Here is a 22,541-nt window from a genome sequence, read left to right on the forward strand (position 1 = left end):
CGATTGTCGGGTATCGTGACCGCGTGCCGTCAGGCCCCGTCGATACCTTCCATGCAGTTGAAGCTGTCGCTGCGGTCGGCGGTGCCGTCGCTGCGCAGCACGAAGGCCTTATTCGGGAACTGGGCGCCCGCCTTGTTCAGGACCTTCTCGAAATTCGGATTGTTGTCCAGCCGGTCGAGCAACCGGGTTTTCTTCACCTCGTACCAGTCGCCGTTGTCCGCCTGGTAGAAGATGCCAACATTCCACACATCATCGGCCATCGCCCCACTCCTTGAAATTTGCGTAAATCGCGGGCCGCAGACTACCACCATCCGGCCCATGGGCTTCACCCATTAGCTGTGTGAGAATTCACACTGACGGCAAGCGGTGCGCAAGAAAAAGCTGCACCGTTCACTTCATGATTTGGCCGAGAACTGGTCGGGGGGCTGGGACCGTGGAAGTCACGTCGATTGTGGCGCCGAATGCCGAAGTCTTCGCCGGCGACGTCGCAAGTCCTCCGTCGGTCCCGTGCCCCTGGCCGCAAGCCGGCACCGCGCCGGAGCCTTTGCAGCTCTCGGCCCGGACGGCGGAGGGATCGTGGTACCTGCTGACGCTGGCCGAGGACGGATCGCCGGCCCATCAGGGGACGCTGCGGATCTCGCAGGAAGCGGGCGCGCTCTGCGTCTCCGGCGATCTCTACCGCGTGCCGCGGGGGTTGGCGGCCGGCGAGCTGCCTCACGGGAGCGAACGTCTGGCCGTCGGCGACGGCTGGTACTGCCAGCCGAACCGCAGCGACTACGCCTGCCATTTCCGGTCCATGGGCGGCCGCCTGGACGGCAACGCCCTCACCCTGCAAGCCCGGGTCTTCTCCTGGGTTCCGACCGTCGGCAGCACCGCCAGCAACCGGGTCGGCGATTTCGGGAGTTTCGCCGATTGCGCGATGGCGCTGACCCTGCAGCCGACGCTGCACCGACCGCCGGCGGCACCCGCGACCCCTGCCCTCGCCCCCGCTCCGGCCGCCGCCCCCGTCCTGGCCGGCGCGATCCTGTGCGACGGCCGTCCGCACGCTCTGTGGGCGGTGAAAGCCGCGGAGTTCCCCCGGGGCCTGCGGCTCGTCGTGCACGAGATGGAGGGGCGTCCCTGGCCGGAGGACGAGACCTACAACGCCCGAACCCTGGTGGACATCTATCGTAAGGCCGGCATCGACTTCGAGGTCATCCGGCCGGCCGGGCGGATCCCCAACGACCCCAGCCTGACCCGCAGCGAGCTCGACGCCATGCTGGCCGAACAGGTGGCCCGCTACGATGCGGGACCGCTCTGGGTGCAGCACCTGTTCCTGGTTTCCTCGCTGAACTGGTCCGGGCTCGACGGCACCGGGCAGTTCGGCAACATCGCCGGTCTGATGTTCGACAACATCGACCGCCAGCGCCAGGGCGCCGCAGTCTTCCTCGACGCAGACCTGGCCAGTTCCGTCGCCGATCTCAACACCCGGATCGACCAGAGCATCCGCGGCCTGCCGATCGGCCGGTCGCCCCAGGTCGCCCTGCGCACCATGGCCCATGAGATGGGCCATACCCTGGGCCTGCGCCATTCGCCGGTGGAGCGGGCGCAGAATTGCGGGATCATGAACCAGATCCAGGAGCTGCTGCGGATCGTCGACCCGGCGACCGGCCCTCTGTTTCCGGCGATCTCCAAGCTCGAGTTCGACGCGGTCGACAGCCGCAACCTGAGCCACCGCCCGGACCCCGAGGTCTGTCCCGGCTGGGGCAACTGGAGCGTGCCGCCCAAGGGCATCGGGATCGGGCTGCAGCCGGACACCGGCCGGACGCCCGGCTTCAAGACCGACCCGGTGCTGGACATCCGGGTGTCGGTTCGGCCGGCCAACGAGCTGGCGGCCGAGGACGCGCCGGCGGTGATCAAGCGCAGCTTCGACCTGGGCGAACCGGTGTTTCTGGACGTCACCTTGCGCAACCTCACCGACGCCTCGATCACCGTGCCGGCCTCGATCACCCTGACCGACGGACTGACGGAAGTGGCGGTGATGGATCCGGGCGCCGAGCGCCGCCGCCTGATCGGCGCCGCCCAGACCCTGTGCGAGGGAACCGGCGTGGCGAAACTGGCCCCCGGCTCGCGCCACCGGCACATCCTGCAACTGCACAGCAGCGGCGACGATCCGGTCTTCACCGGGACCGGCGACCATGTGATCGAGCTGGCGGTGCGCACCGGCGAGCGCGGCTGGATCGAGGGCCCGTCGGTCACTGTGACCGTGCGCGTCGACCCGCCGCGGTCGCGCAGCACCGCGCGCATCACCGGACGGCGCCCGTTCTGCGAGGCCATGGCCCTGGGATATCTGGCGACCTATCGCGGGATCGAGGATACCGACATCCTGCTGCGGCAGCCGGCCTATCCGCTGGGCGCGCGGCTGGCGGCCGGCGTTCTGCAGGTGGCGACCTTCGCGGAATCCCCGATCGACGGAAAAGCCCGGATGTCGCCGATGACGCCGAACGCCCGCCGGGTCCGGGCCGCGATCACCGCGATGAAACAGTCGGGCGTGACCCGGGAGGCGGTCGTCGCCGTGGCCGAGGCGATCAATCCGCTAACCGAGAACCGCTCGGCGGTGGCGAGGGCCATCGAGGAGAACTGGTAGCGGCGCGTCAGAAGTTCGAGATCATCGACCGCAGGCGATCCAGGTCCAGGATCTCGAGCACCTGGCGCGACTTCCGGATGAGCCCCTCGCTCTCCAGATACGCCAGCTCCCGCGACACGGCCTCGCGGTGGGTGCTGATGCGGTTGGCGATCTCGAGATGGGTCGGCGGGCTCTTGATCAGCCGGATGCCGCCCGCCTCTTCGGGAGCGTCGCTGGCCATCCGGACCAGTTCGGCATGGATGCGGTTGTTCACCGCCAGAGTGCTGAACTCGAAGACCCGATCGCTGAGGCTGCGGACCTGCTGCACCAGCTCCTTGATGAAGCGCATGGCGACGGCGGGGTGCTCCTGGATCAGCGTCTGGAATTCGACCTGACCGAGCACCGCCGTCTCGCAGTCGGTCAGGGCCACCACCGTGGCCGAGCGCGGCCGGGCGTCGATGGCCGAATACTCCCCGAACGTCGCGCCTTCATCCAGGTCGCGGTAGGAAACCTCCTTGCCGCTGGTGGAGAACCGTTTCGCGCGGACCCGGCCGCTGGCGAGGATGTAAACCACATTGGTCAGATCCTGCTCGCCGACGATCTGACGCCCCTTCTGGTACCGGCGCCAGTCGCAGAGATCGCCGATGCGATCGAGCACCGCCTCGTCGAGATCGCTGAACAGATAGGCCTTCTTCAGCTTTGCGGCACGCGTGTTCATGATCCCGCCCGGCTCCCCCGATCCTGCCTGCGCAAAACGCCCGGCCGGATCGGGGAATCCCGGTCCGGCGTTCAGCTTAAAACGTTAACGCATCCAGCCATATCGAAACACCGATTCAGTGAAACCGGCAATATCCTCCGTTTCGGAGCTTGGAGAAGACGTGTCGCGCCTCGGGAAAATAAAGGGAGCGTCGCGGGTCTCTCCCGATCGGAAGAAACGCATACCGGACGGCCCATTGCCCGTTGAACAAGCGCCGTCTTGCGGGACTCTATTCGGCGTCGGTGGTCCGGAGCTGGGCTCCGGCCCGGTGGGCGACCGGCATATGGTCGCCATGGATCCACACTTTGCCTTTTCCGCCGCGCTTTGCGGCATACAGGGCACTGTCGGCGCGCTTGATGACCTCGGAGAGATCCCGCCCGTCGCGCGGGTAGAAGGACACGCCGACGCTGGCGCCGATCCGGGCGGGGACCGGTCCGGAGGCGCCGGCGCCGGCAAGATCGAACGGCTCTGAGATCTGCTCCACGACCCGCAGGGCGATCCGGCGTGCCGGTCCGTCCCGGGAGGCATCGAGCATCCCGAGGAAGGCCAGGAATTCGTCACCGCCGAGCCGGACGAGCACGTCGCCCGAGCGCATGCAGCCGCGTAGCCGCTGGGCGACGCCGATCAGGACCTGATCTCCCGCTTCGTGTCCGTGACTGTCGTTGACCTGCTTGAACCCGTCGAGGTCGATGGCCAATACCGCGTAGGCGCCGTCGGCGTGATGCCGTGTGGCGAGGAAATTCTCCAGGAACGCACGGTTGCCGAGATTGGTCAGCGGATCGCTGAAAGCCCGATCGGTCACCGCGTCCAGATCCGTCTGCTTCGCGATCAGGGTCTCGATCAGGTCTTCGAAAGCCTCGGACAGGATTTCGATCTCGCGGGGACCCCGGATCTTCGGAAAGGTTGCGGTCTGGTCCAGCCGCAGGGCATTCGCGGCCTCTGAAAGCGCCCTGACCGGTTTGGCGATGCGGCTGGCGATCAACCAGCCCAGGCCGCCGGCGAGCGCGGCGAATATCGCCCCGATGATCGCGATCCGGATCGAGAGATCGCCGATCGGCTTGAAGGCGACGTCGACGGGCTTGCGGGACAGGACGACCCACCCGAACCCCTCGAAGGCTCCCTGCCCCCTCACCTGGGCGTAGCCGGTCACATAGTCCTTCCCGTCGACCCAGGTCTTGATCGTCCAGTCCTTGCCGCCGCTCGCGGCCTCAGCCGGAACGTCGACTTTCTGGCCGAGCAGGGACGGGTCGCGGCCGAGCAGGACGGTTCCGTCCGCCGAAATCACGAACAGATCGACGTCATGGCGGGTGCCGCGCCCTTGCAGCAGCGCCAGTTCGACCGACTTCGCCCAGGTCCAGCTCAGATGGGCGGCGACGGCACCCACTTTCTTGCGCGAGGCGTCGAAGATCGGCATGGCGATATCGACGAACTTCATTGGTTCGCCCGTCGGGTTCTCGAGCAGCGACGCCAGCATGACGGCGTCGTGCACATCGCCTATGAACCGGTCCTTGATGCCTTCGATGAACACCGGCCGATGGCTGATATCCACCCCTTCCAGGATCCGTCCCGTGCTGGCCTGAACCCGGCCCGTCTCGTCCAGGATGCCGACCCACGAGAACTCCGGGACCGCGCTCTGAAGATGGTCGATGACCGGACGGGCGCGCTTCAGGTCGTCCATACCGCCGAGGGCCGGAAGGTTGGCGATGATCTCGACCTCCGCGATCCGGACGACCATCTCGCGGGTCAGCCGGTCCGCCATTTCCGTGGAGAGGTCGCTCAGACTGTCGCCGATACGATCGCGCACCTGCTCGCTGACGAGATCGGCAACCATCAGCGCGATAGCCGCCGCTACGGTGATGGCGAGCCCCAACGTGGCTCCAACGATCTGGCCTTTGAGAGTCATCGGCGATCCAAACAATCTGATTGCCGAATTCTCTGGCAGGAGAGGTCCACAGATGAGAGGTGTCGGCGTTCGGATACTTTGGTATATTCCCTAAAATACCGTAAATTTCTCATGCTTACTCGACGTCAGATCCTCGCCTCCCTTGCCTTCGCGTCCTTCTATGGACCGTCGAGACGCGCCGTCGCGCGCGCGTCGTCGGACCGGAATCCGTATCGCTGGACCGTATTCTATGCGGCAGAAGCGGCGTTCGAAACGCTGCTTCCTTTCGACCTCCTGATATTCGACCGGATGGCGCACCCGCCCATCGAACCGCTGACGGACGCCGGCAAGTCCGTTTTCGGGTATATCAGTCTGGGGGAAATGAACCGGGAACGCGCGGAGTTCGCCCGGTTGCAGGACTGGGGAATCCTGGGCGAGGAGAACCCGAACTGGACAGGCAGCCACTTCATCGACGTGCGCGATACCCGCTGGGTGGCGATGGTCATCGAGGAGATGGTGCCGGCGATCCTGCAGCGCGGGTTTCAGGGGTTGTTCCTGGACACGCTGGACAATCCGGTGGAGTTGGAGCGACGCGATCCGGTGGCCAATGCCGGCATGACCCGGGCGGCGGCACGGCTGGTCAAGGCGTTGAAACTGCATTGGCCGGAGGTGCCGATCATCCTGAATCGGGGATACGGCCTGCTCGATCAGGTGGGGTCCGATATCGACCATGTCCTCGGCGAATCGGTCTATGCCGACTACGATTTTGCCTCGAAAACCTATCAGAAGGTGCCGGAACCGCTCTATCTGGAGCAGGTGGACATCCTGAAACGGGCGATGGCGAAGAACCCGGACCTGAGCGTCCTCACCCTGGACTACTGGGATCCGGCCGACCGGGAGACCGTCGCGGAGATCTACCGGGTCCAGCGCGCGAACGGCTTCTCCCCCTACGTGGCGACCATCGAGCTCGACCGCATCGTTCCGGCTCCCCGCGACGAATGATGCGCCGTCTCGGCATTCTTCTCTTCCTGGCGTGCGGAGTGTTTGCGGCAGCACCGGCCCATGCCCAGACGCCCATCCCCCGCACGGTCATCGCCCTCTGGGAGGGCGGCAAGGACAGCCGCCTGCGCGAAGCCCGCAGCCACCAGCTGGCCACCATGCCGCTGGAACAGCTCGGACTGGTCGTCGAGTATCACCGGGTCACCGATCCCCTGCCCGACCTGACCGAGCGACCGGATGTCAGGGGCGTCTTCGCCTGGCTGAACTCCCCCAGCCGCCCCGGTGCCGCGCGGCTTCTGGAGTGGTACGAGCGGGCCCTCGACCTCGGCAAGAAGCTGGTGATCTTCGGCGATCCCGGCATCTCCGCCGATCCCGAGACCGGCCCGTTGCCGCAGGACCGGATCAACCGTCTGCTGGAACGCCTGGGCGTGCGCTATGTCGGCACCTATGTGTCCTATACCGCCGGGGCGACCTACCCGGTCCGGAACCCGAAGATCTGGGGTTTCGAACACACGCCGCCCCTGCCGCCGGCCTTCACGGAGACCGTTCTGGCGGATCCGAGCGCGGTCTCGCATCTGAGCGTGGAGGTCCCCGGCCACCAGCCCGCGAGAGGGGATCTCGTCGTGACCGGCCCGAACGGCGGCCTGGTCGCCCCGTCCTATGCCGTCGAAGTCGATCCGCCCTCCAATATCCGACGCTGGCTGATCAACCCGTTCGAGTTCTTCCGCCTCGCCTTCGCCACCGACGACCTGCCGAAGCCGGACACCACGACCCTCGTCGGGCGGCGGTTGTTCTACAGCCATGTGGACGGCGACGGCTGGCGCAGCATTTCCGAGGTGAAGATCGACGACGCACCGGCCAGTGCGGCCCGGGTTCTGCTGGAGCGGGTGATCAAGCGGTTCCCGGATCTGCCCGTCACCATCGCTCCGATCGCGGCCGAGCTCGACCCCGACTGGATCGACGATGCCGAGGCCAGGGACGTTGCCCGCGCCTTCTTCGAGCAGCCGCAGGTGGAAGCCGGCTCGCACACCTACAGCCACCCGTTCCGATGGTCCTTCTTCGCCGACTACGATCCGGCGGTCGAGCAGGCGATCGTGCGCCGGGCGGACCCCAATCAGGACATCCACCAGGGCTATGCCGACATCGCCGAGGAAAAGGACAGCGACGGCACCGAGAAGACGGTGGATATCGGCCGCTACGCCCTGCCGCGGGCGTTCTTCACCAAACCCTTCGACCTCGAGCTGGAGATCGGCGGCTCGCTGAAGCGCATCGCGGAGGTCGGCGGCAAGCCGGTCCGGGTAATCCAATGGTCGGGCGACACCTCGCCCTTCGAGGCCGCGCTGCGGGAAGCGCGCGAGGCCGGGATGCAGAACATCAACGGCGGCGACACCCGCTTCGACAGCGACTACCGCTCCTACGGCTTCGTTGCCCCCATCAGCGTGCCGGTCGGGGCCGAGCGTCAGATCTATGCCTCGATGAGCAACGAGAACACCTATACCGACCTGTGGAGCGGCCGGTTCTTCGCCTATCGCCATGTCCTGCAGACGATCCGCAACACCGAGTTGCCAATCCGGATCAAGCCGATCAACCTGTACTATCACAGCTACTCGGCGGAAAAGATCGCCTCCACCAACGCCCTGATCCAGGTCTACGGCGCGATGGAGGCACGGGAGATCGCCCCGGTGACCGCCTCCCATTTCGCGCGGATCGCCGACGGTTTCTATGCGACGCGGCTGATCTCCCTGGGCGACCGTCGCTGGCGCGTCGAAGCACGCGGCGCGCTGGAGACCCTGCGGTTCGACCGCGCGAGCCGCACGGCCGTCGATTTCGCCCGATCCTCCGGCGTGCTCGGCGCCCGGCCCTCCCATGGCAGCCTCTACGTCGCCCTCGACCCCGACGCCGCGGAGCCCGTCGTGGCCCTGACCGAGCGCGATCACCCGCTGGATCCCGATCCCGCGCCGCACCCCTATCTGCTGCAAAGCCGATGGCCGGTCCGCGGGCTGGCACTCGAGGGGGATGACGGGCTGTCCGTCAGCGCCGAGGGCTTCGGTACCCTGTCGATGACCTGGATCGTGCCGACCGCCGGAGACTGGCGGGTTCGGATCGACCAGGACGGCGCGACCGCCTGGAGCGAGACCGTCAGGGTGGGAGATGACCGCCGGCTGCGGATCGCCCCGGGCGCGGACGTCGAGGCCACGGTCGCCGCACGGATCCGGATCGAGCGGATCGGCGACTGATGCGCCAATTCGCGATCACCACCGTCTTCGTCGTCATTGTGGCGCTTGCCCTCAGCTTCCTGCTGCTGCCGAGCCAGAAGGAACTCGGCACCATGATGTTGCGCGACCGGGAGTACGAGGCATCGCGGGCGTATTTCGAGGAGCAGATCGCCACCGGTGACCGCTCTCCCCAGATCGTCTCTGGCCTGCTCGAAATCTACATCCGCAACGGCGACGTGGACCGCGCCATCGAGCTGGTCGACAGCTTCGAGGAGGCCATCGGCACCGGTCCCGACATCCTGCGCCGACTGGCCGATCTCTACCGGCAGGACCGCCGCTTCGGGCTGTACCTGCACACCCTGGAGCGCCTGACCGCCATCGCCCCGACCGCCGAGCGGATCGAGGAACTGGCCGAAGCCTATTACAAGGCCGGCATGACCGAGAAACAGGTCGCGGCCCTGGACTGGCTGCGCACCTACGATGCAGCCCCCGTCCCCCGCCAGCTGGAGCTCGCCGACCTGCAGACCGCCACCGGCGACTACGCGTCCGCCGTGGATACGCTGTCCGACATCCTCGATACCGCCCCCGAGGCGCTGGACCCGTCGTACCGCCACCAGCTCTTCGACATGACCCTCTTCCTGGACGAGCGCGACCGGGCCAGGCAGATCGCCGATACGGTTCTGACCCCAGACGCTCCCCCCCAGCTCCTGATCGACTTCGCCGATGTGGCGCTGTTTCGCGAAGTGCCGGACTTGGGTCTCGAGATCCTGGAACGCCGCCCGTCCCTGGAAACCAGTTCGGCCGACTGGCGCCAGCTGCACGCGGTCGCGCTGCGGGCCTTGGGACGCGACGACGCGGCCCGGGAGGAGATGCTGCGCTGGTGGCGCGACGACGCCCTGCCCCCGGGCAGTGCCGCCAGCCTGATCGACCTGGCGCTGAAGCGGGCCGATCTCGACCTCGCCGTCGATGTCGTGTCCCGCTTCGGTCTGGAACGGATCGGCGTAGGACCGGCGCTGTCGCTGATCGGCGAACTGCATCGGGCGGGGCGGACCGACACCGTCGACCGCATGCTTGCCGACCTCGGCCCGGACGTTCTGGAGGAGGAACCGATCCTGGGAGCCGAGATCATGCTGGCCCGCGCCGACACGGCGGCGGCGACCCGGTATGCGGACATCGCACTGCGCCACGGCGTGGCGTCGATCGACGACCGTCTCGGCCTGGCGAACCTCCTGACCCGGCTGGACCGCGCGCAGGAGGCGTTCGACCTGCTGCATCCCTCCATCGACGATCCCTCCCTGCCGGTCGAGGGCGCGCTGCTGCTGGCCGAGCTGTACGTCAGACTGGACCGGGCGGAGGACGGATTCTGGGACGTGGCGGCGTTGCTGGCCCGGCGCAGCACACCGCGGCTCCGCGCGATCTGGGCGCAGCTCGCCCTGGCGACCGGACGCCCGACGCTGGTGGCGGAATGGCTGGCCCGCGAGCCGGCCTTGGACACCGGCACCGCAACCGACCTATATTTCCTCGCCGAGCGCCAGGAGGACTGGGACGTGGCCGTCGCCGCCGCGCGCCGCCTCATCGATCTCGACAAGGGCGACGACACCGTCCGGCGCCTGGCCTATGCCCTGTTCCGGCGCGGCGAGGCCGAGGAGGCGCTGACGCTCATCCGCCCGCTGGTGCCGCAGACCCCGGAGGTGGAGCCGCTCTACGCCGATATTCTGGGTTCCCTCGGCCGCACCGACGAACTGGTGGCCCTGTGGACCCGGCAGATGGCGCGGCCCGAGTTGAGCGAGGAAACGCGCGAGACCCTGGTTTACAATCTGCTGCAGGCCGGCGCCGACGGTGCCGTCTGGGATCAGGTCCTTGCCCTCGCGGAGAGCCGCGGCGGCGGATGGTGGTACACCGCCGCCAGCGCCGCCAAGCGTCTGGGCCGGGTCGACGATTTCGCCAGGCTGGCACAGTCCCGGATCGGGACCGTCGACCCGACCTCCGAGGAAGCCTCGACCATCGTCTACGCCCTGTCCGATGCCGATCGGGCGGCGGCGGTGCCGCTGTTCCGCACCCTGGCCGAAAGTGCGCCCGCCCAGTGGGACGCGGCCTATATCGCCGTGCTGAACGACCTCGGCCGGCGCCAGGAACTGGTCGAGTGGACCACCGCCCGCCTGGCCGGATCGACGGAACCGAAGATCGCCCTGTCGCTGGCCTATGCCCTCGCCGATATCGACCCGGCCGCCGCCGCCGAAGCGGTGAAGCCCCGGGCGACGTCGAGCCGCGACTTCGCCGCCCTCTATGCCGAGCTCCTGCGCCGCGCCGGCCGGCGCGAGGCGGCCCTGGCCTTCGAGATCGACCTGGCCAAGAGCGGCCGGTTCGGCGAGGCCTACACCCGGGAGACGGCGTTCCGGGCGTTGGAAACCGGCGACCGGAGCACGGCGGAGACCCTGTTCCGCCAGGTCGCCACCGATGCCGGACCGGACAGCGAGAGCGTGCGCCAGCTCTTCTATCTCTGGGGACCGCGCCCCCGGCCGGATGCGCTGGACTGGATCGAGGCCAGGGCCCGCACGGCGAGCGGCAAGGAACGCGATGCCTGGCTCGACAAGCTGCTCGAGGTCCGGGCCGGCGGGCGGGTGGCCTCGCTGATCGGCGGGCCTGAGGGGGCGAAGACCGACCAGGACCTGCTCCATCTGGTCAGTGCTTATGCCCAGAGCGACGACCGCCGGTTGCTGCGCGAGGCGATGCTCAAGGCCCTCGCGCGGATCGCCGATCCAGACCGTCTGCGCGCCCTCGCCCGGACCGCCGAGAATACCCGCGACCGCGGCCTGATCACCGCCGCCTGGCGGGCGGTCCTGAACGCCGCCCCTGCCGATACGGAGGCGCAGCGCACCCTGGGGCTGATTGCCTATGACGAAGGCCGGCTGATCGACGCCGAACGTCTGCTGGCCGCCTATCTGGCCAATGGCGAGGGGGACTACGAGGCCAATTACTACTATGCCGACACCCTGGCCCGCACCGACAGGAGCGCGCAGGCAATGCCGTTCTATCGCAAGGCCCACGCGCAGCTTATGAAGATCGAACCCCGCGATTTCACTCAGGAAGTCGCGCGGGCTAATCTGCTGCGTCGCCTCGGCCGTACCGAGGAAGCGGTGGCCTTGATGGACAGATTGGTTCGAGAGCGGCCGGGAGACGAAGGATTGCGCGCGGATTTTGCCGATCTGCTGATCCAAACCGGTGATCTGCGGCGCGCCCGCTCGATCCTGAAACTGAAGTGAGCGGGTCGATGCGCCTTCTTGTAGCCCTGACGATGCCGGTGCTGGCCTGGAGCCTGCTCCAGCCGTCCGCCGTCCGGGCACAGGTGCCGGTCTCGCTTGAGGCGCGGGCGGTCGGCGACACGACGCTCGACCTCGTCTTCGACGGCGCCACGCCGCAGGATACCGAGCAGAACGGCCAGGAGGTGGTGCTCCGCTTCCCCGGCGCCATCGAGCCGCGGAACGTCGAGACCGTCGCCCGGGACAACGCCGCCTGGATCGAGACGATCGAGTACGGCTACGATTCCCTGCTCGTCCGCTTCGCCGCCGGGGTCCAGACCCTGATCGAACCGGGTCCCTCGGGCGTCACCATCTTCGCCAACCGTCCGGCGGTGCAGGAGACCCCCGCGGCCCCCGCCGAGAGCGACCCCCAGCGGGGCCGGCTCGACTACTATCGCGCGCTGGCCCAGATCGAGTCCGGAGCCGTGACGGACGGGCGGGCAATCCTGGTGCGGCTGCTGCGCGACGACCCGCGCAACATCGAGGTCATGCTGCTGCTCGCGCGCGCCGAGGAGGAACTGGGGCGGCCACGCCGGGCGGTATCGCTCTACGACGCCGCCCTGGCGCTCGACCCGAAGCTGCCCGGCGCGATCCGCGACCGTCAGCGGCTGGCCCGCGACCTTGCCGACACGGCGGCGCTGTCGACCCGCTACCAGGACGTGGAGAACGGCGAGACGCAGATCATCACCGCCCTGGACGGCCGGGTCTCCAGCGCCGAGGGGCTGAGCCTCGCATACCGCCTGGAGAACCGGCACATGGAGGCCGGCGCTGTGACCCGGCGGGACGGCCGGGTGGAGCGTTTCGAGGGCGACCGCCAGCGTGGCACCTTGACCCTCTCCCCGCCCCGCGACGGCGCCCTGCAGCTCGCCGGCAGCCTCTACGCCTCCACCTACGTCGCCGGCGCCGGCTTTGCGGTCGACCTGGACCGCGGCGCCGGCCGGATCGGGCTCGACGCGCGCTGGTCGGAACCGGATTTTAACTTTGTCGAGGGTATCGTCTCCGGCGGCGCGCGGGACCGCGTCGGGGTGGACGGTCAATGGCAGGTCGGCGAGTCCTACGAGATCTCCGCGGGCAGCGCGCTGAACCGCTACAGCCTGGACGGCGACCATGCCGGCGCCGGTGCGGCGATCACGCTGGAAGCCCGGCGGCGCCTGCCGGAGGACTGGCCGCTGTCCACCGTCGGCTACCGCTTCGACGCCGAATACATCCTCAACGCCCAGGACAATCCGGCCACCGGCGCCGACCTCCTGCCGCTGAGTTCGCGCGAGGGCCATACCCTGGATGCGACGGCGGAACGGTCCTTCGGTCCGTATATCCGCGCCCAGGGCGTCGCCGGCTATACCTACGACCGCCTGAACGGCGGCGGACCGCTGGCCGAGGTCAACCTGATCTACGAACCGCTGGTCGACCTGGAGATCAGCACCACTCTCGGGACCAGCATCAACGAGTCCCGCGGCACCCAAAACCAGCTCTTCTATGGAGGGCTGTCCCTGAGAACCCGGTTCTGACCGCGCCCGGCGCGGCGGAAAGGAGGACCCTATGAACATGATCGCACGTCCACTGGCGACAGCCGCCCGCAGCCTCGCGGTCCGGATCGGTGCCCTGGCGCTGACGCTGGCTCTGGCCGCCTGCGCTTCCAGCGACCGTCAGGCGCGCGACTATGTCGACCCGAACGCCGACTTCAAGACCATGAAGGTGGCGGTGCTGCCGTTCGAGAACCTGACCAACTACCCCAATGCCGGCCGCATCGTCGCCGAGCTGATGGCGACCGAACTCTACGATCGCGGCGTCTTCGAGCTGCAGGAAGATACCGAGACCCGCCGCGCCCTGGCGCAGCTCAAGATCGACCCGGAGAACCTCACCAGCGTCGCCGCCGCCCAGCAGGCGGCCGGTCTGCTGGAGGTGGATGCCATCGTCATCGGCAGCGTGTCGGAGTTCGGCTATCAGCAGGGTCTGCGCGAGGAGCCGGTCGTCGGCCTGAACGCCCGGCTGGTGCAGGCCGGCACCGGGACGGTGCTCTGGGCGTCGAGCCATTCGGTGATGGGCGGCGGCTATCTGGAGCGCGGCTCGCTCAACGCCACGGCACAGCGGGTCGTCTCGTCCATGGTCGATCCCCTGACGGACCGCTGATCCGCGTTTCGTCTTCAGCCCTACCGGGCCAACCGCACGCCCCGAACCACACGCCCATGATCGAGCGCCCATGACCGACCGACCCGCCGCCGACGCGCCCGCCGCGCCCCCTGCCCCGCGCAGGCTCCTGGGCGTGCGCGTCGCCGCGTGGGTGGAGATCGCGCTGTTCTTCGTGGCGGTGCTGGCGATCGACGCCCTGCTGCTGGACGGCGACCGGTTCTGGGATGTCCGACCCCACCCGTTCTGGCTGATCGTCATCCTGGTCGCGGTGCAGTACGGCGCCAATGCGAGCCTGGTCGCCGCCCTGACTGCCAGCCTGGCACTGACGGTGGGCAACCTGCCGGTGCCGGAACTCGGCGCCGACGTGTTCCAGTACTGGGCGGGGATCGGCCTGCGACCGGCCCTGTGGGTCGGCGTCGGCCAGATCCTCGGCCAGATGCGCGACCGCGAGCTGGCGGAGCGCACCCGTCTGCAGACGCGGCTCTCCCTGCTGGAACATCAGAACCAGCTCATCGCCAACGGGTTCGAGGAGCTGAAGCGCACCAAGTCGGCCCTGGAAGCGCGCATCGCCCGGCAGTTCCGAACGGTCATCACCACCTACCGCGCCGCCCAGTCGATGGACGTCACCGACGAGGCGCGCCTATCCCGGGGCCTGGATCAGCTCATCCAGTCGGTCCTGTCGCCGCAGAAATACTCCCTGTGGACACTGGCGCCGGACGGCTTCGTGCTGGAGCGGGCGGTCGGCTGGCAGGAGGACGACCACTTCGAGCGCCGCCTGGACCTCGGCCACCCGGTGGTCCGGCATCTGCTCGCCCGCGAGCCCGCCCTGTGTGCCGCCCGGCCGATGGACGAGCGCAAGCTCATGGGCCAGGGCCTGCTGGCCGGCGCGCTGACCGACCTGGACAGCGGCGAGATCGTCGGCATGCTGAAGGTCGAGGAGACCGCCTTCCTCGACTTCAACCTCTACACGCTGGAGAACTTCAACGTCATCTGCTCCTGGATCGCGGCCGCGCGGATGCGCGCGCGCCGGTGGCAGCAGCTTCAGGCCGACCGGCTGACCGGCGCCAACGACCTGCTGATGACGGCCGAGGTGTCGGAGCGGATCTACGCGCTGCTGGTCCAGCTCGGCCGGCGCAAGGGCTTCTCCTCCAGCCAGCTCATCGTTCGGCCCGTCGATCCCGACGCGCTGGCGCCGGAGCAGCACTCGATCCTGGCGCTGGCGCTGGGCGAAGCGGCGCGCGCCACCTTCCGCTCCACCGATCTCGCCTTCGAGCGCGAGGCGGACGACGCCGAATACGCCATTCTGTTGCCGGGCACGCCGCTCGACGACGCCGAGCTGCTGGGCAGCAAGCTGCGCCAGGCGATGGCCGGCCACCTGCCGCCAAGCGTCCCCCTGGACCAGATCCTGATCGAGGCCCGGCCGATCGAGGAGACCGCGCCCGCCCCCGCGCCGTCGGGAGGGGGATCGGCATGAGCGCCTCCACCCCACCGGAGCTGCCGACCGAGCGCCCGGTCCGGGTCGGCCGGACGGCCCTGGACATTGCGGTGGCCTTCGCCGTGGAGGCGTCGCTGCTCTGGGCGGTGACGGACGGCCGGATCGACTGGCCGACAGCACTGGCGGGACATCTGGCGTTCAGCCTGATTCTCGTCCTGTTCGCGGTGTGGGAGACGCGGCGCGGGCGCGAGACGCGGCTGCTGAGCTGGCTCGCCTGGATGACCTTGACCCTGGGGCCCGGCGGTCCGGTGGCGACCGCGCTGCTGGCGGCGATGACCCTGGTCTTCAGCCGCAGTGCGCGGCCGTTCGAGGAATGGTACGAGAGCCTGTTCCCCGACGATCATGAATCCCGCAGCGAACTGCTGTACCGCCGGCTTCTGGAAGGCCGCGAGGACGCGGTCGCCGAAGGCTCGGTCAACTCGCTCACCGACGTTCTGTTCACCGGCACCACTAGGGCGAAGCAGGCGGTGGTCGCCCTGCTGGCGCGCCGGTTCCGCAGCGAGTTCGCCCCCGCCCTGCAGATGGCGCTGGCCGATCCGGAGGCGTCCATCAGGGTACAGGCAGCGACGGCGGCCAGCACCATCGAGGAGCGCTATCACGCCACCCGCATCGAGCTGGAGGATGCCGTGCGCGCCGCGCCGCAGGATGCGGACGCCCTGCTGTCCCTCGCCCGGCATCTGGACGACTACGCCTATGCCGGCGTGCTGGACGACGACCGCCAGCGGTCGGTGATGGCCGATGCGCTCACCGCCTATCGCGGCGCCAACCGGCGGCTGGGCGCGCGCGAGGATATCGACCTGGCGATCGGCCGGCTCATGCTGCGCCTCGACATGATCGACGAGGCGGAGATGCACCTATCCGGCCTGGCGATGCGCTGCGAGGACCCGCGGCCGACGCTCTGGCACGCGGAGTGCCTGTTCAGGCTGCGCCGGTTCGACGACCTGCGGCTCGTGCTCGACGACCCGAAGCTCGCCCAGCTCGGGCTCAGCGAGGAGTACACGGGCATCAATCCGGTGATCAATCTCTGGCAGATCTCGGCGCTCACGGCGTTCCAGCCGCTGGAGGCGGAACCGTGAGCCGCGCCGCCCTGCCCGAAGCCGATGTGTGTCTGATCCTGGAAGGCTCCTACCCCTATGTGGCGGGCGGGGTATCGACCTGGACCCACGACCTGATCAAAGCGCAGGCGCCGATGACCTTCTCCATCGTCGCCCTGACCTCCGACGACCAGGAACGGGAGATGCGCTACGAGCTGCCGGACAACGTGGTCGGGGTGGTCAACGTGCCGTTGCGGGCGCGGGCGGACGGGCCGTCGGGGACGCTCGGCGCGCCCCGCCTCATCCGGGAGCTGACCGACGCGCTGATCTCGATGCGCGACGATACCGCCCAGGCGGGCTTCCGGCGGGCGGTCTCGCTGATCGCGGATGCCCGGGGCCGGCTCGGCACGCGGCTGCTGATGAACTCGCCGGCGGCCTGGGAGATGATCACCGCCATGTACCGCGAGGACGCGCCCGAGAGCTCGTTCCTGGAGTATTTCTGGACCTGGCGGGCACTATTCGGCGGGCTGTTCGCGACCCTGCTCTGCGATCTGCCGCGGGCCCGCGTCTACCATACGATCTCAACCGGCTATGCCGGGCTGGTCGCCGCCCGGGCCGCCATGGAGACCGGACGGCCCGCGGTGCTGACCGAGCACGGCATCTACACCAACGAGCGCCGTATCGAGATCACCATGGCCGAGTGGCTCTACGATGCAGCCGACAGCTGGTATCAGATCGAGACCCCGCGCTGGGACCTGCGCCAGCTCTGGATGGCGGCGTTCCAGGCCTATGCCCGGGTCTGCTACGAGAGCTGCACCGCGATCACCACGCTGTACGGCGGTAACCAGATCCTGCAGCGGGCGGACGGCGCGCCGCCGGAGCGGATGCGGATCATTCCGAACGGCATCGACGTGGCGCATTACAGCGCCCTGGTCCGCGATAGCGCCCCGCGGCGGCCGACCGTCGCCCTGATCGGCCGGGTGGTGCCGATCAAGGACATCAAGACCTACATCCGCGCCGCCGACGTGCTGCGCAAGACCGTGCCCGACGTGCTGTGCTGGATCATGGGACCGGCGGACGAGGACAAGGAATACGCCGAGGAGTGCTTCGAGCTGGTGCGCTATCTCGGACTGGAGGAGACCGTGGTCTTCCTCGGGCGGGTCAAGATCGCCGAGTATCTGGGCCGGGTCGACGTCCTGGCCCTGACCTCGATCTCAGAGGCGCAGCCGCTGGTGATCCTGGAAGCGGGCGCCGCCGGCGTGCCGACCGTGGCGACCGATGTGGGCGCCTGCCGCGAGATGATCGAGGGCCATCCTGACGAGGCCCCCGCCCTCGGGGCCGGGGGCGAGGTGGTGCCGCTGTCCTCGCCCAATGCCGCCGCGGCGGCCATGGGCCGGCTGCTGATCGATCCGGACTGGTGGCGCCAGTGCAGCGACGGGATCCGCCGCCGCACCGAGCGCTACTACAACAAGCGCGAGATCGACCGGATCTACGGCGACCTCTACCGCGATATGATGGCGCGGCCCGATGGGTCCAAGATCGACGGGAAAGAAAACGACGGTGGCCGCGCACGGGCCGGCGCGCTGGCGCCGGTCGCCTCCACGGCACGGCGCTGATGGCGGGCATCGGCTTCACCCTGCGTCGGCTGACCCAGCGCGACGACCTGATCGGGGCGGTGATCGGCTACGGCCATTCGGTCTTCATCTCCGCCGGGCCGTGGCTGCTGACGGTGCTGGCGCTGATCGCCATCAACCTGATCCTGACCGACGCCATGCCGCGCGACAGCCTGGAGCTGTTCAGATCGATCATCGTCTATAATTTCTCGGTCAGCCTGGTGATCACCGGTCCGGTGATCCTGGTCGCCACCCGCTATCTGGCCGACCGGGTGTTTGAGAAACGGGTCGACACCGCTCCCGCTCTCATGGTGACGGCCATGGTGCTGGGCACCGCCCCAGGGCTGCTGCTGGCGGCGTGGTTCTATCTGGTCGTCTGTACCATACCGATCCCGCTGGCCCTGCTGGCCCTGGCGAACTATGCGGTGATCTCGGCGATCTGGGTCGCCGGGCTGTTCCTGTCGGCGCTGAAGGCCTATGTGCGGGTTACGGTCTCCTTCGGGCTCGGCATGGCCGGGTCGGTGGCGCTGACCTACCTTGTCGGCGCGGCATACGGGCCGATCGGCGCGCTGGCGGCGTTCAGCGGCGGCCTGGCGCTGACGATGCTGGTGCTGATGGCCACGGTGCTGGCGGAATACCGCTACCCCATGACCCGGCCGGTCAACCTGCTGCGCTATTTCCGCGACTACTGGGAACTGGCGCTCGGCGGCCTCGTCTACAATCTGGCGATCTGGATCGACAAATGGGTGCTCTGGGCCACCCTCGACGACACCTCGGTGGTGGGCGGGGCGCTGGTGACCGCACCGTTGTACGACGGGGCGATGTTCCTCGCCTATCTGACCATCGTGCCGGCGCTGGCGATCTTCACCGTCGCGGTGGAGACCCGGTTCTTCGAGGACTACCAGCGCTTCTACAGGCAGATCGGCGACCACTCGACGCTGGAGGCGATCCTGGAGAACCAGCGCGGCGTCGAACGGTCGGCGACCGACGGGCTGCGTTCGGTCATGGTGATCCAGATCGTGATCTCCGTTCTGGTGATCTTCTTCGCCCCGACGATCCTGGACGCGGCGGGCGGCGCCTCGCGGCAGATCGGCATGTTCCGCTTCGGCGTGCTGGGGGCGCTGTTCCACGTGCTGATGCTGTTCTGCGGCATCCTGCTGATGTATTTCGACGCCCGCCGCCCGGCCCTGACGCTCAACATCGTCTTCCTGGCGACCAACGGCGCCTTCACCTGGGCGACGTCGGAGCTTGGATTTCCCTATCTTGGATACGGTTATTTCGCGTCGACCCTGGTGTGTTTCGCCCTCGGCGTCGTGCTGCTGTTCAACGTCCTGCGCCACCTGCCCTACTACACCTTCGTGCGCAACAACCCCTCGGTCACCGGGGCATAGGAGACGTCCGCCATGCGCCGGGGCATCCCCGTCTTCGAGTCCGTCATCCGCGACCCCGATCTCGCCTCGCTGCGCATCCTCCGCCACGGGCTCAAGGACGCTCTGGCCAGTTCCGACATCCCGCGCCGGCTGGTGCAGGACCTGCAGCTCGCCCTGCAGGAGCACACCACCAACCTGCTCAAGCACGGGGCGCCGGCGCCGACCGAAATCAAGGTTCACCTGCATAACGACGGCGCGGTCTGGGCGCTGGAGATCTTCGACGACGGCGGCGCGTTCCAGAATTTCGACGCCTATCTGGCGCTGGCGACCTTCGCCGACCGCCGCAAAGGACCGCGCACCCACGGCATGGGCATGAAGTTCATCGGCACCCGCTTCGCCGATTACGACTACGATGCCGGCAACGGCCTGACCCGCCCGAACAGACTGTCGCTCTGCTTCCCGCCCCGCGCCGAGTTCATCACCCGGCCGGTGATCGTGGTGATCGAGGACGAGCCGCTGACCCGCCAGCTCCTCAAGTCGATCCTGCGGCAAAGTTTCCGAGTCTTCGACTTCGAGCTGCCGGGCCAGGCCCTGCGGCTGATCCGCAGCTATCCGCCGGACCTGATCCTGTCCGATATCGGCCTGCCGGAAATGAACGGGATCGAGCTGCGCAAGGAGCTGGCACGCGATATCGAGACCGACATCGTCCCCTTCGTCTTCCTGTCGGCCCACGGGGACGACCGCACGATGGCGGAGGCCAGCGACCTGGGGATCGACGACTTCGTTCCCAAGCCGATCGACCCGCCGGTCCTGCTGCGCATCGCCCGCCGGCTGATCACCCGGTCGCGCAAGGTCCGCGAGGCGCTGATCGCGAAATCGGCCAAGGATCTCACGGAGGGACTGCGACCCAATCTGCCGAAGCGGTTCGAAGGGTTCGATCTCGGATTCGCCGGGGAGACCGCGAGCCTGGGCGGCGGCGACCTGATCCAGTCGGGCATGGTGGGCGGACGTCTGATCGTCCTGCTGGCCGACGTCATGGGGCACGGGCTGGCGGCCCGGTTCTTCGCCCACGGGGTGGCCGCCTATTTCCGCTCGGTGATTCTCGGCGCCGACGGCGAGCCCGGTATCGACGAGCTGATGACCCAGCTCTCCAACAGCCTGTTCGCCGATCCCACCTTCGAGCGGACCATCGTGTCGATCCAGCTCGTGGCGCTCGATGCGCAGGGGGGGATCGAGATCTGCTCGGCCGGCCACCCGTTCCCGATCGTGGTCAGCGGCACGACCGCGCGCTGGGCGGAGATCAGCGGCCCGCTTCCGGCCCTGGAACAGGACCTCCCCTTTCCGACCATGCACCTGACGCTGGAGAAGGGCAGCCGCCTGCTGCTCTATACCGACGGTCTGTCGGAGGTCGCCGCGGTGCGCCGGAACCCCGCCGCGGCCGGCGAGCGTCTGTTCGACCTGTTGCTGCGGCATGGGGAGACGCCGGTTTTCGACATGCCGGCGGCGGTGCTGCGCGACCACATCGGCACGACGCGCGTCCTGGAGGACGACACCAGCCTGATCGCGATCGGCCGGCGCTAGAGCTTAACAGACCAGAGCGCGGGTCACGCCGCGCCGACGGCCTCGCGCGCTTCCCGGGGCGAGTCGAAAAACGCCATGAAACGGTCGAGCTGAGTGGCCTTCAGCAGTTCGAGCGGCTGGTCGGTGGCACCGCAGACCGCCACCTTGGAACGCTTGGCGCTCAGGGCGCGAAAGGCGTGGACGATCAGGCCGATCCCGGAACTGTCGATGAATTCGACGCGGCTCAGGTCGAAAACCAGGGGCTTGCCTTCACCGATCAGGGCCTCGACCTCGCCGCGCGCCATCTGCACCTCGGCCGAATCCAGGTCTCCGTCGAAGGCGATCACCGAATGGCTGTCCGCCCGTTCGATGGTGTAGCCCATTTCAACCCCCGTCTGTGCCAATGTCGCTCGCATATCGAGCCGCCTTTCCATCATGTCCTAGTGCGGAAGGTCCACGGCGTAATCCGCGCTGAGCAGACGCCGCAAACCCTCCTCAAGACTCACGTCCGCCCGTATACCCATACGGCGGACCGCCACTGCCGGATCGCCGATCGACACTCGAATGTCGCCGGCGCGCGCCGGCCCGAAGACGATATCGCCCCGGTTTCCGGTCATCGCCCGCAGCGTCTCGGCGAGGCCGAGAACGGTTGTCGGCGCGCCGGTGCAGACATTCGCAACGGGTGCCGTGGTATCGGCCGCCTTCAGCGCCGCCAGGATGTGCGCCACCACGTCGCCGACATAGACGAAGTCGCGGACCTGCCCGCCGTCGCCATGGATGCTGACCCCCTGCCCCTTGGCGAAGCGCGAGGCGAAGATCGAGATCACCCCGGAATAGGGCGACGAGGGATCCTGGCGCGGACCGAACACATTGAAGAACCGCAGCCCGAAGCTCGGCACCCCGTGAATCCGCCCCGCCACCCCGGCATGCAGCTCGGAGCCGTATTTGTCGACCCCGTAGGCGGTGAGCGGCGCCGGCGCCTCCCTCTCGGAAAGCGGGGTGTTGGCGTTGTCGCCGTAGATCGCGGCCGAGGAGGCATAGACCACCGGGATCCGGCCGGCGTCCCGTGCCGCCTCCAGCACCTTCACCGTGCCGGTGACGTTGACCGCGTGGCTCTCGGCCCAGGTCTCATTGCATTTCTGGACCGAAGCGATCGCCGCCAGATGCACCACCGCGCCGCAGCCGTGGATCGCCTGGGCGACCGCGTCGGAATCCTCCACCGAGCCTTCGACGATCTCGACCCCGGACGGCACGTTCGCGCGCCTGCCCGTGGACAGGTCGTCGAGGACAACCGGCTCGTGCCCGGCGGCCAGAAGGGCATCGACGACATGGCTGCCGATGAACCCGCATCCCCCTGTTACCAGGATCCTCACGTATCGCTCCAGTCGGTGGGAACAAGTTGATACTTATGCAAACTTCACACTGATCGACGCCGTGTGCGACCGCAGAAAACAACAAAACGACTTAATATTTGTTAAATTTCACAAAGATTCTTGCAGCCTGCAGCCATGGCGGAGTTTCCCCGGAACCCTGTTCGCGCAAGAGCGGTGGACCCCAAGCGCCGCCCCTGAACCCGGAAAC

The 22,541-nt window shown here is 68.2% G+C and carries 16 protein-coding genes; 11 read left to right on the top strand and 5 right to left on the bottom strand.

Features of this window, described 5'->3' with window-relative positions:
• Window positions 1-29: 29 nt before the first annotated feature.
• Window positions 30-260: a hypothetical protein gene (locus T8K17_RS19865; RefSeq protein WP_322331463.1), complete on the bottom strand. Its 231-nt coding sequence runs from the start codon at window positions 258-260 to the stop codon at window positions 30-32.
• A 173-nt stretch (window positions 261-433) separates the two neighbouring features.
• Here T8K17_RS19865 and T8K17_RS19870 point away from each other — a divergent pair, with 173 nt between their 5' ends.
• Entirely contained in the window at window positions 434-2,626 is a 2,193-nt protein-coding gene (locus tag T8K17_RS19870) for a hypothetical protein (RefSeq protein WP_322331464.1), read from the top strand.
• A 7-nt stretch (window positions 2,627-2,633) separates the two neighbouring features.
• On the opposite strand, the gene T8K17_RS19875 is transcribed toward T8K17_RS19870, so the two are convergent.
• The gene (locus T8K17_RS19875; RefSeq protein ID WP_322331465.1) at window positions 2,634-3,323 is read right to left on the bottom strand and encodes a Crp/Fnr family transcriptional regulator; all 690 of its coding nucleotides are present in this window, start codon (window positions 3,321-3,323) and stop codon (window positions 2,634-2,636) included.
• A 268-nt stretch (window positions 3,324-3,591) separates the two neighbouring features.
• Window positions 3,592-5,265 (bottom strand): GGDEF domain-containing protein, encoded by a 1,674-nt coding sequence (locus T8K17_RS19880; protein ID WP_322331466.1) that lies wholly within the window; start codon window positions 5,263-5,265, stop codon window positions 3,592-3,594.
• A gap of 288 nt (window positions 5,266-5,553) precedes the next feature.
• Between T8K17_RS19880 and T8K17_RS19885 the strand changes: the two genes are divergently transcribed.
• From T8K17_RS19885 to T8K17_RS19930, 10 genes are all read left to right on the top strand, one after another.
• Window positions 5,554-6,246, top strand: a complete 693-nt coding sequence (locus T8K17_RS19885; RefSeq protein WP_322331467.1) for an endo alpha-1,4 polygalactosaminidase — start codon at window positions 5,554-5,556, stop codon at window positions 6,244-6,246.
• Between the two features lie 38 nt (window positions 6,247-6,284).
• Complete coding sequence (locus T8K17_RS19890) at window positions 6,285-8,480, top strand: hypothetical protein (protein ID WP_322331468.1); 2,196 nt, start codon at window positions 6,285-6,287, stop codon at window positions 8,478-8,480.
• Complete coding sequence (locus T8K17_RS19895; protein WP_322331469.1) at window positions 8,480-11,722, top strand: tetratricopeptide repeat protein; 3,243 nt, start codon at window positions 8,480-8,482, stop codon at window positions 11,720-11,722. Before T8K17_RS19890 ends, T8K17_RS19895 begins: the two co-directional genes overlap by 1 nt.
• Before the next feature lie 8 nt (window positions 11,723-11,730).
• Window positions 11,731-13,266: a tetratricopeptide repeat protein gene (locus tag T8K17_RS19900; protein WP_322331470.1), complete on the top strand. Its 1,536-nt coding sequence runs from the start codon at window positions 11,731-11,733 to the stop codon at window positions 13,264-13,266.
• A 37-nt stretch (window positions 13,267-13,303) separates the two neighbouring features.
• Window positions 13,304-13,888 carry a CsgG/HfaB family protein gene (locus T8K17_RS19905; protein ID WP_322331471.1) on the top strand — a complete coding sequence of 195 codons (585 nt, stop codon included), beginning with the start codon at window positions 13,304-13,306 and terminating at the stop codon, window positions 13,886-13,888.
• A gap of 70 nt (window positions 13,889-13,958) precedes the next feature.
• The gene (locus tag T8K17_RS19910; RefSeq protein ID WP_322331472.1) at window positions 13,959-15,362 is read left to right on the top strand and encodes a hypothetical protein; all 1,404 of its coding nucleotides are present in this window, start codon (window positions 13,959-13,961) and stop codon (window positions 15,360-15,362) included.
• The gene (locus tag T8K17_RS19915; RefSeq protein WP_322331473.1) at window positions 15,359-16,459 is read left to right on the top strand and encodes a hypothetical protein; all 1,101 of its coding nucleotides are present in this window, start codon (window positions 15,359-15,361) and stop codon (window positions 16,457-16,459) included. Before T8K17_RS19910 ends, T8K17_RS19915 begins: the two co-directional genes overlap by 4 nt.
• Complete coding sequence (gene pelF, locus T8K17_RS19920; protein ID WP_322331474.1) at window positions 16,456-18,033, top strand: GT4 family glycosyltransferase PelF; 1,578 nt, start codon at window positions 16,456-16,458, stop codon at window positions 18,031-18,033. The genes T8K17_RS19915 and pelF overlap by 4 nt, the downstream gene beginning before the upstream one ends.
• Window positions 18,033-19,421, top strand: coding sequence for an exopolysaccharide Pel transporter PelG (pelG, locus tag T8K17_RS19925; protein WP_322331475.1), 1,389 nt, complete (start codon window positions 18,033-18,035; stop codon window positions 19,419-19,421). Before pelF ends, pelG begins: the two co-directional genes overlap by 1 nt.
• A gap of 12 nt (window positions 19,422-19,433) precedes the next feature.
• Window positions 19,434-20,981 carry a SpoIIE family protein phosphatase gene (locus T8K17_RS19930; RefSeq protein WP_322331476.1) on the top strand — a complete coding sequence of 516 codons (1,548 nt, stop codon included), beginning with the start codon at window positions 19,434-19,436 and terminating at the stop codon, window positions 20,979-20,981.
• Window positions 20,982-21,004: 23 nt separating this feature from the next.
• On the opposite strand, the gene T8K17_RS19935 is transcribed toward T8K17_RS19930, so the two are convergent.
• The gene (locus T8K17_RS19935) at window positions 21,005-21,343 is read right to left on the bottom strand and encodes an STAS domain-containing protein (RefSeq protein ID WP_322331477.1); all 339 of its coding nucleotides are present in this window, start codon (window positions 21,341-21,343) and stop codon (window positions 21,005-21,007) included.
• A gap of 57 nt (window positions 21,344-21,400) precedes the next feature.
• Complete coding sequence (locus T8K17_RS19940; RefSeq protein WP_322331478.1) at window positions 21,401-22,333, bottom strand: NAD-dependent epimerase/dehydratase family protein; 933 nt, start codon at window positions 22,331-22,333, stop codon at window positions 21,401-21,403.
• Window positions 22,334-22,541: the final 208 nt, after the last annotated feature.

The organism is Thalassobaculum sp. OXR-137, from assembly GCF_034377285.1.
Classification (GTDB): domain Bacteria; phylum Pseudomonadota; class Alphaproteobacteria; order Thalassobaculales; family Thalassobaculaceae; genus Thalassobaculum.

Coding starts and splice junctions, on each gene's coding strand:
- T8K17_RS19865 (WP_322331463.1), bottom strand. CDS start 260: ATGGCCGATGATGTGTGGAATGTTGGCATCTTCTACCAGGCGGACAAC.
- T8K17_RS19875 (WP_322331465.1), bottom strand. CDS start 3,323: ATGAACACGCGTGCCGCAAAGCTGAAGAAGGCCTATCTGTTCAGCGAT.
- T8K17_RS19880 (WP_322331466.1), bottom strand. CDS start 5,265: ATGACTCTCAAAGGCCAGATCGTTGGAGCCACGTTGGGGCTCGCCATC.
- T8K17_RS19885 (WP_322331467.1), top strand. CDS start 5,554: ATGGCGCACCCGCCCATCGAACCGCTGACGGACGCCGGCAAGTCCGTT.
- T8K17_RS19895 (WP_322331469.1), top strand. CDS start 8,480: ATGCGCCAATTCGCGATCACCACCGTCTTCGTCGTCATTGTGGCGCTT.
- T8K17_RS19900 (WP_322331470.1), top strand. CDS start 11,731: ATGCGCCTTCTTGTAGCCCTGACGATGCCGGTGCTGGCCTGGAGCCTG.
- T8K17_RS19905 (WP_322331471.1), top strand. CDS start 13,304: ATGATCGCACGTCCACTGGCGACAGCCGCCCGCAGCCTCGCGGTCCGG.
- T8K17_RS19910 (WP_322331472.1), top strand. CDS start 13,959: ATGACCGACCGACCCGCCGCCGACGCGCCCGCCGCGCCCCCTGCCCCG.
- T8K17_RS19915 (WP_322331473.1), top strand. CDS start 15,359: ATGAGCGCCTCCACCCCACCGGAGCTGCCGACCGAGCGCCCGGTCCGG.
- pelG (WP_322331475.1), top strand. CDS start 18,033: ATGGCGGGCATCGGCTTCACCCTGCGTCGGCTGACCCAGCGCGACGAC.
- T8K17_RS19930 (WP_322331476.1), top strand. CDS start 19,434: ATGCGCCGGGGCATCCCCGTCTTCGAGTCCGTCATCCGCGACCCCGAT.
- T8K17_RS19935 (WP_322331477.1), bottom strand. CDS start 21,343: ATGGGCTACACCATCGAACGGGCGGACAGCCATTCGGTGATCGCCTTC.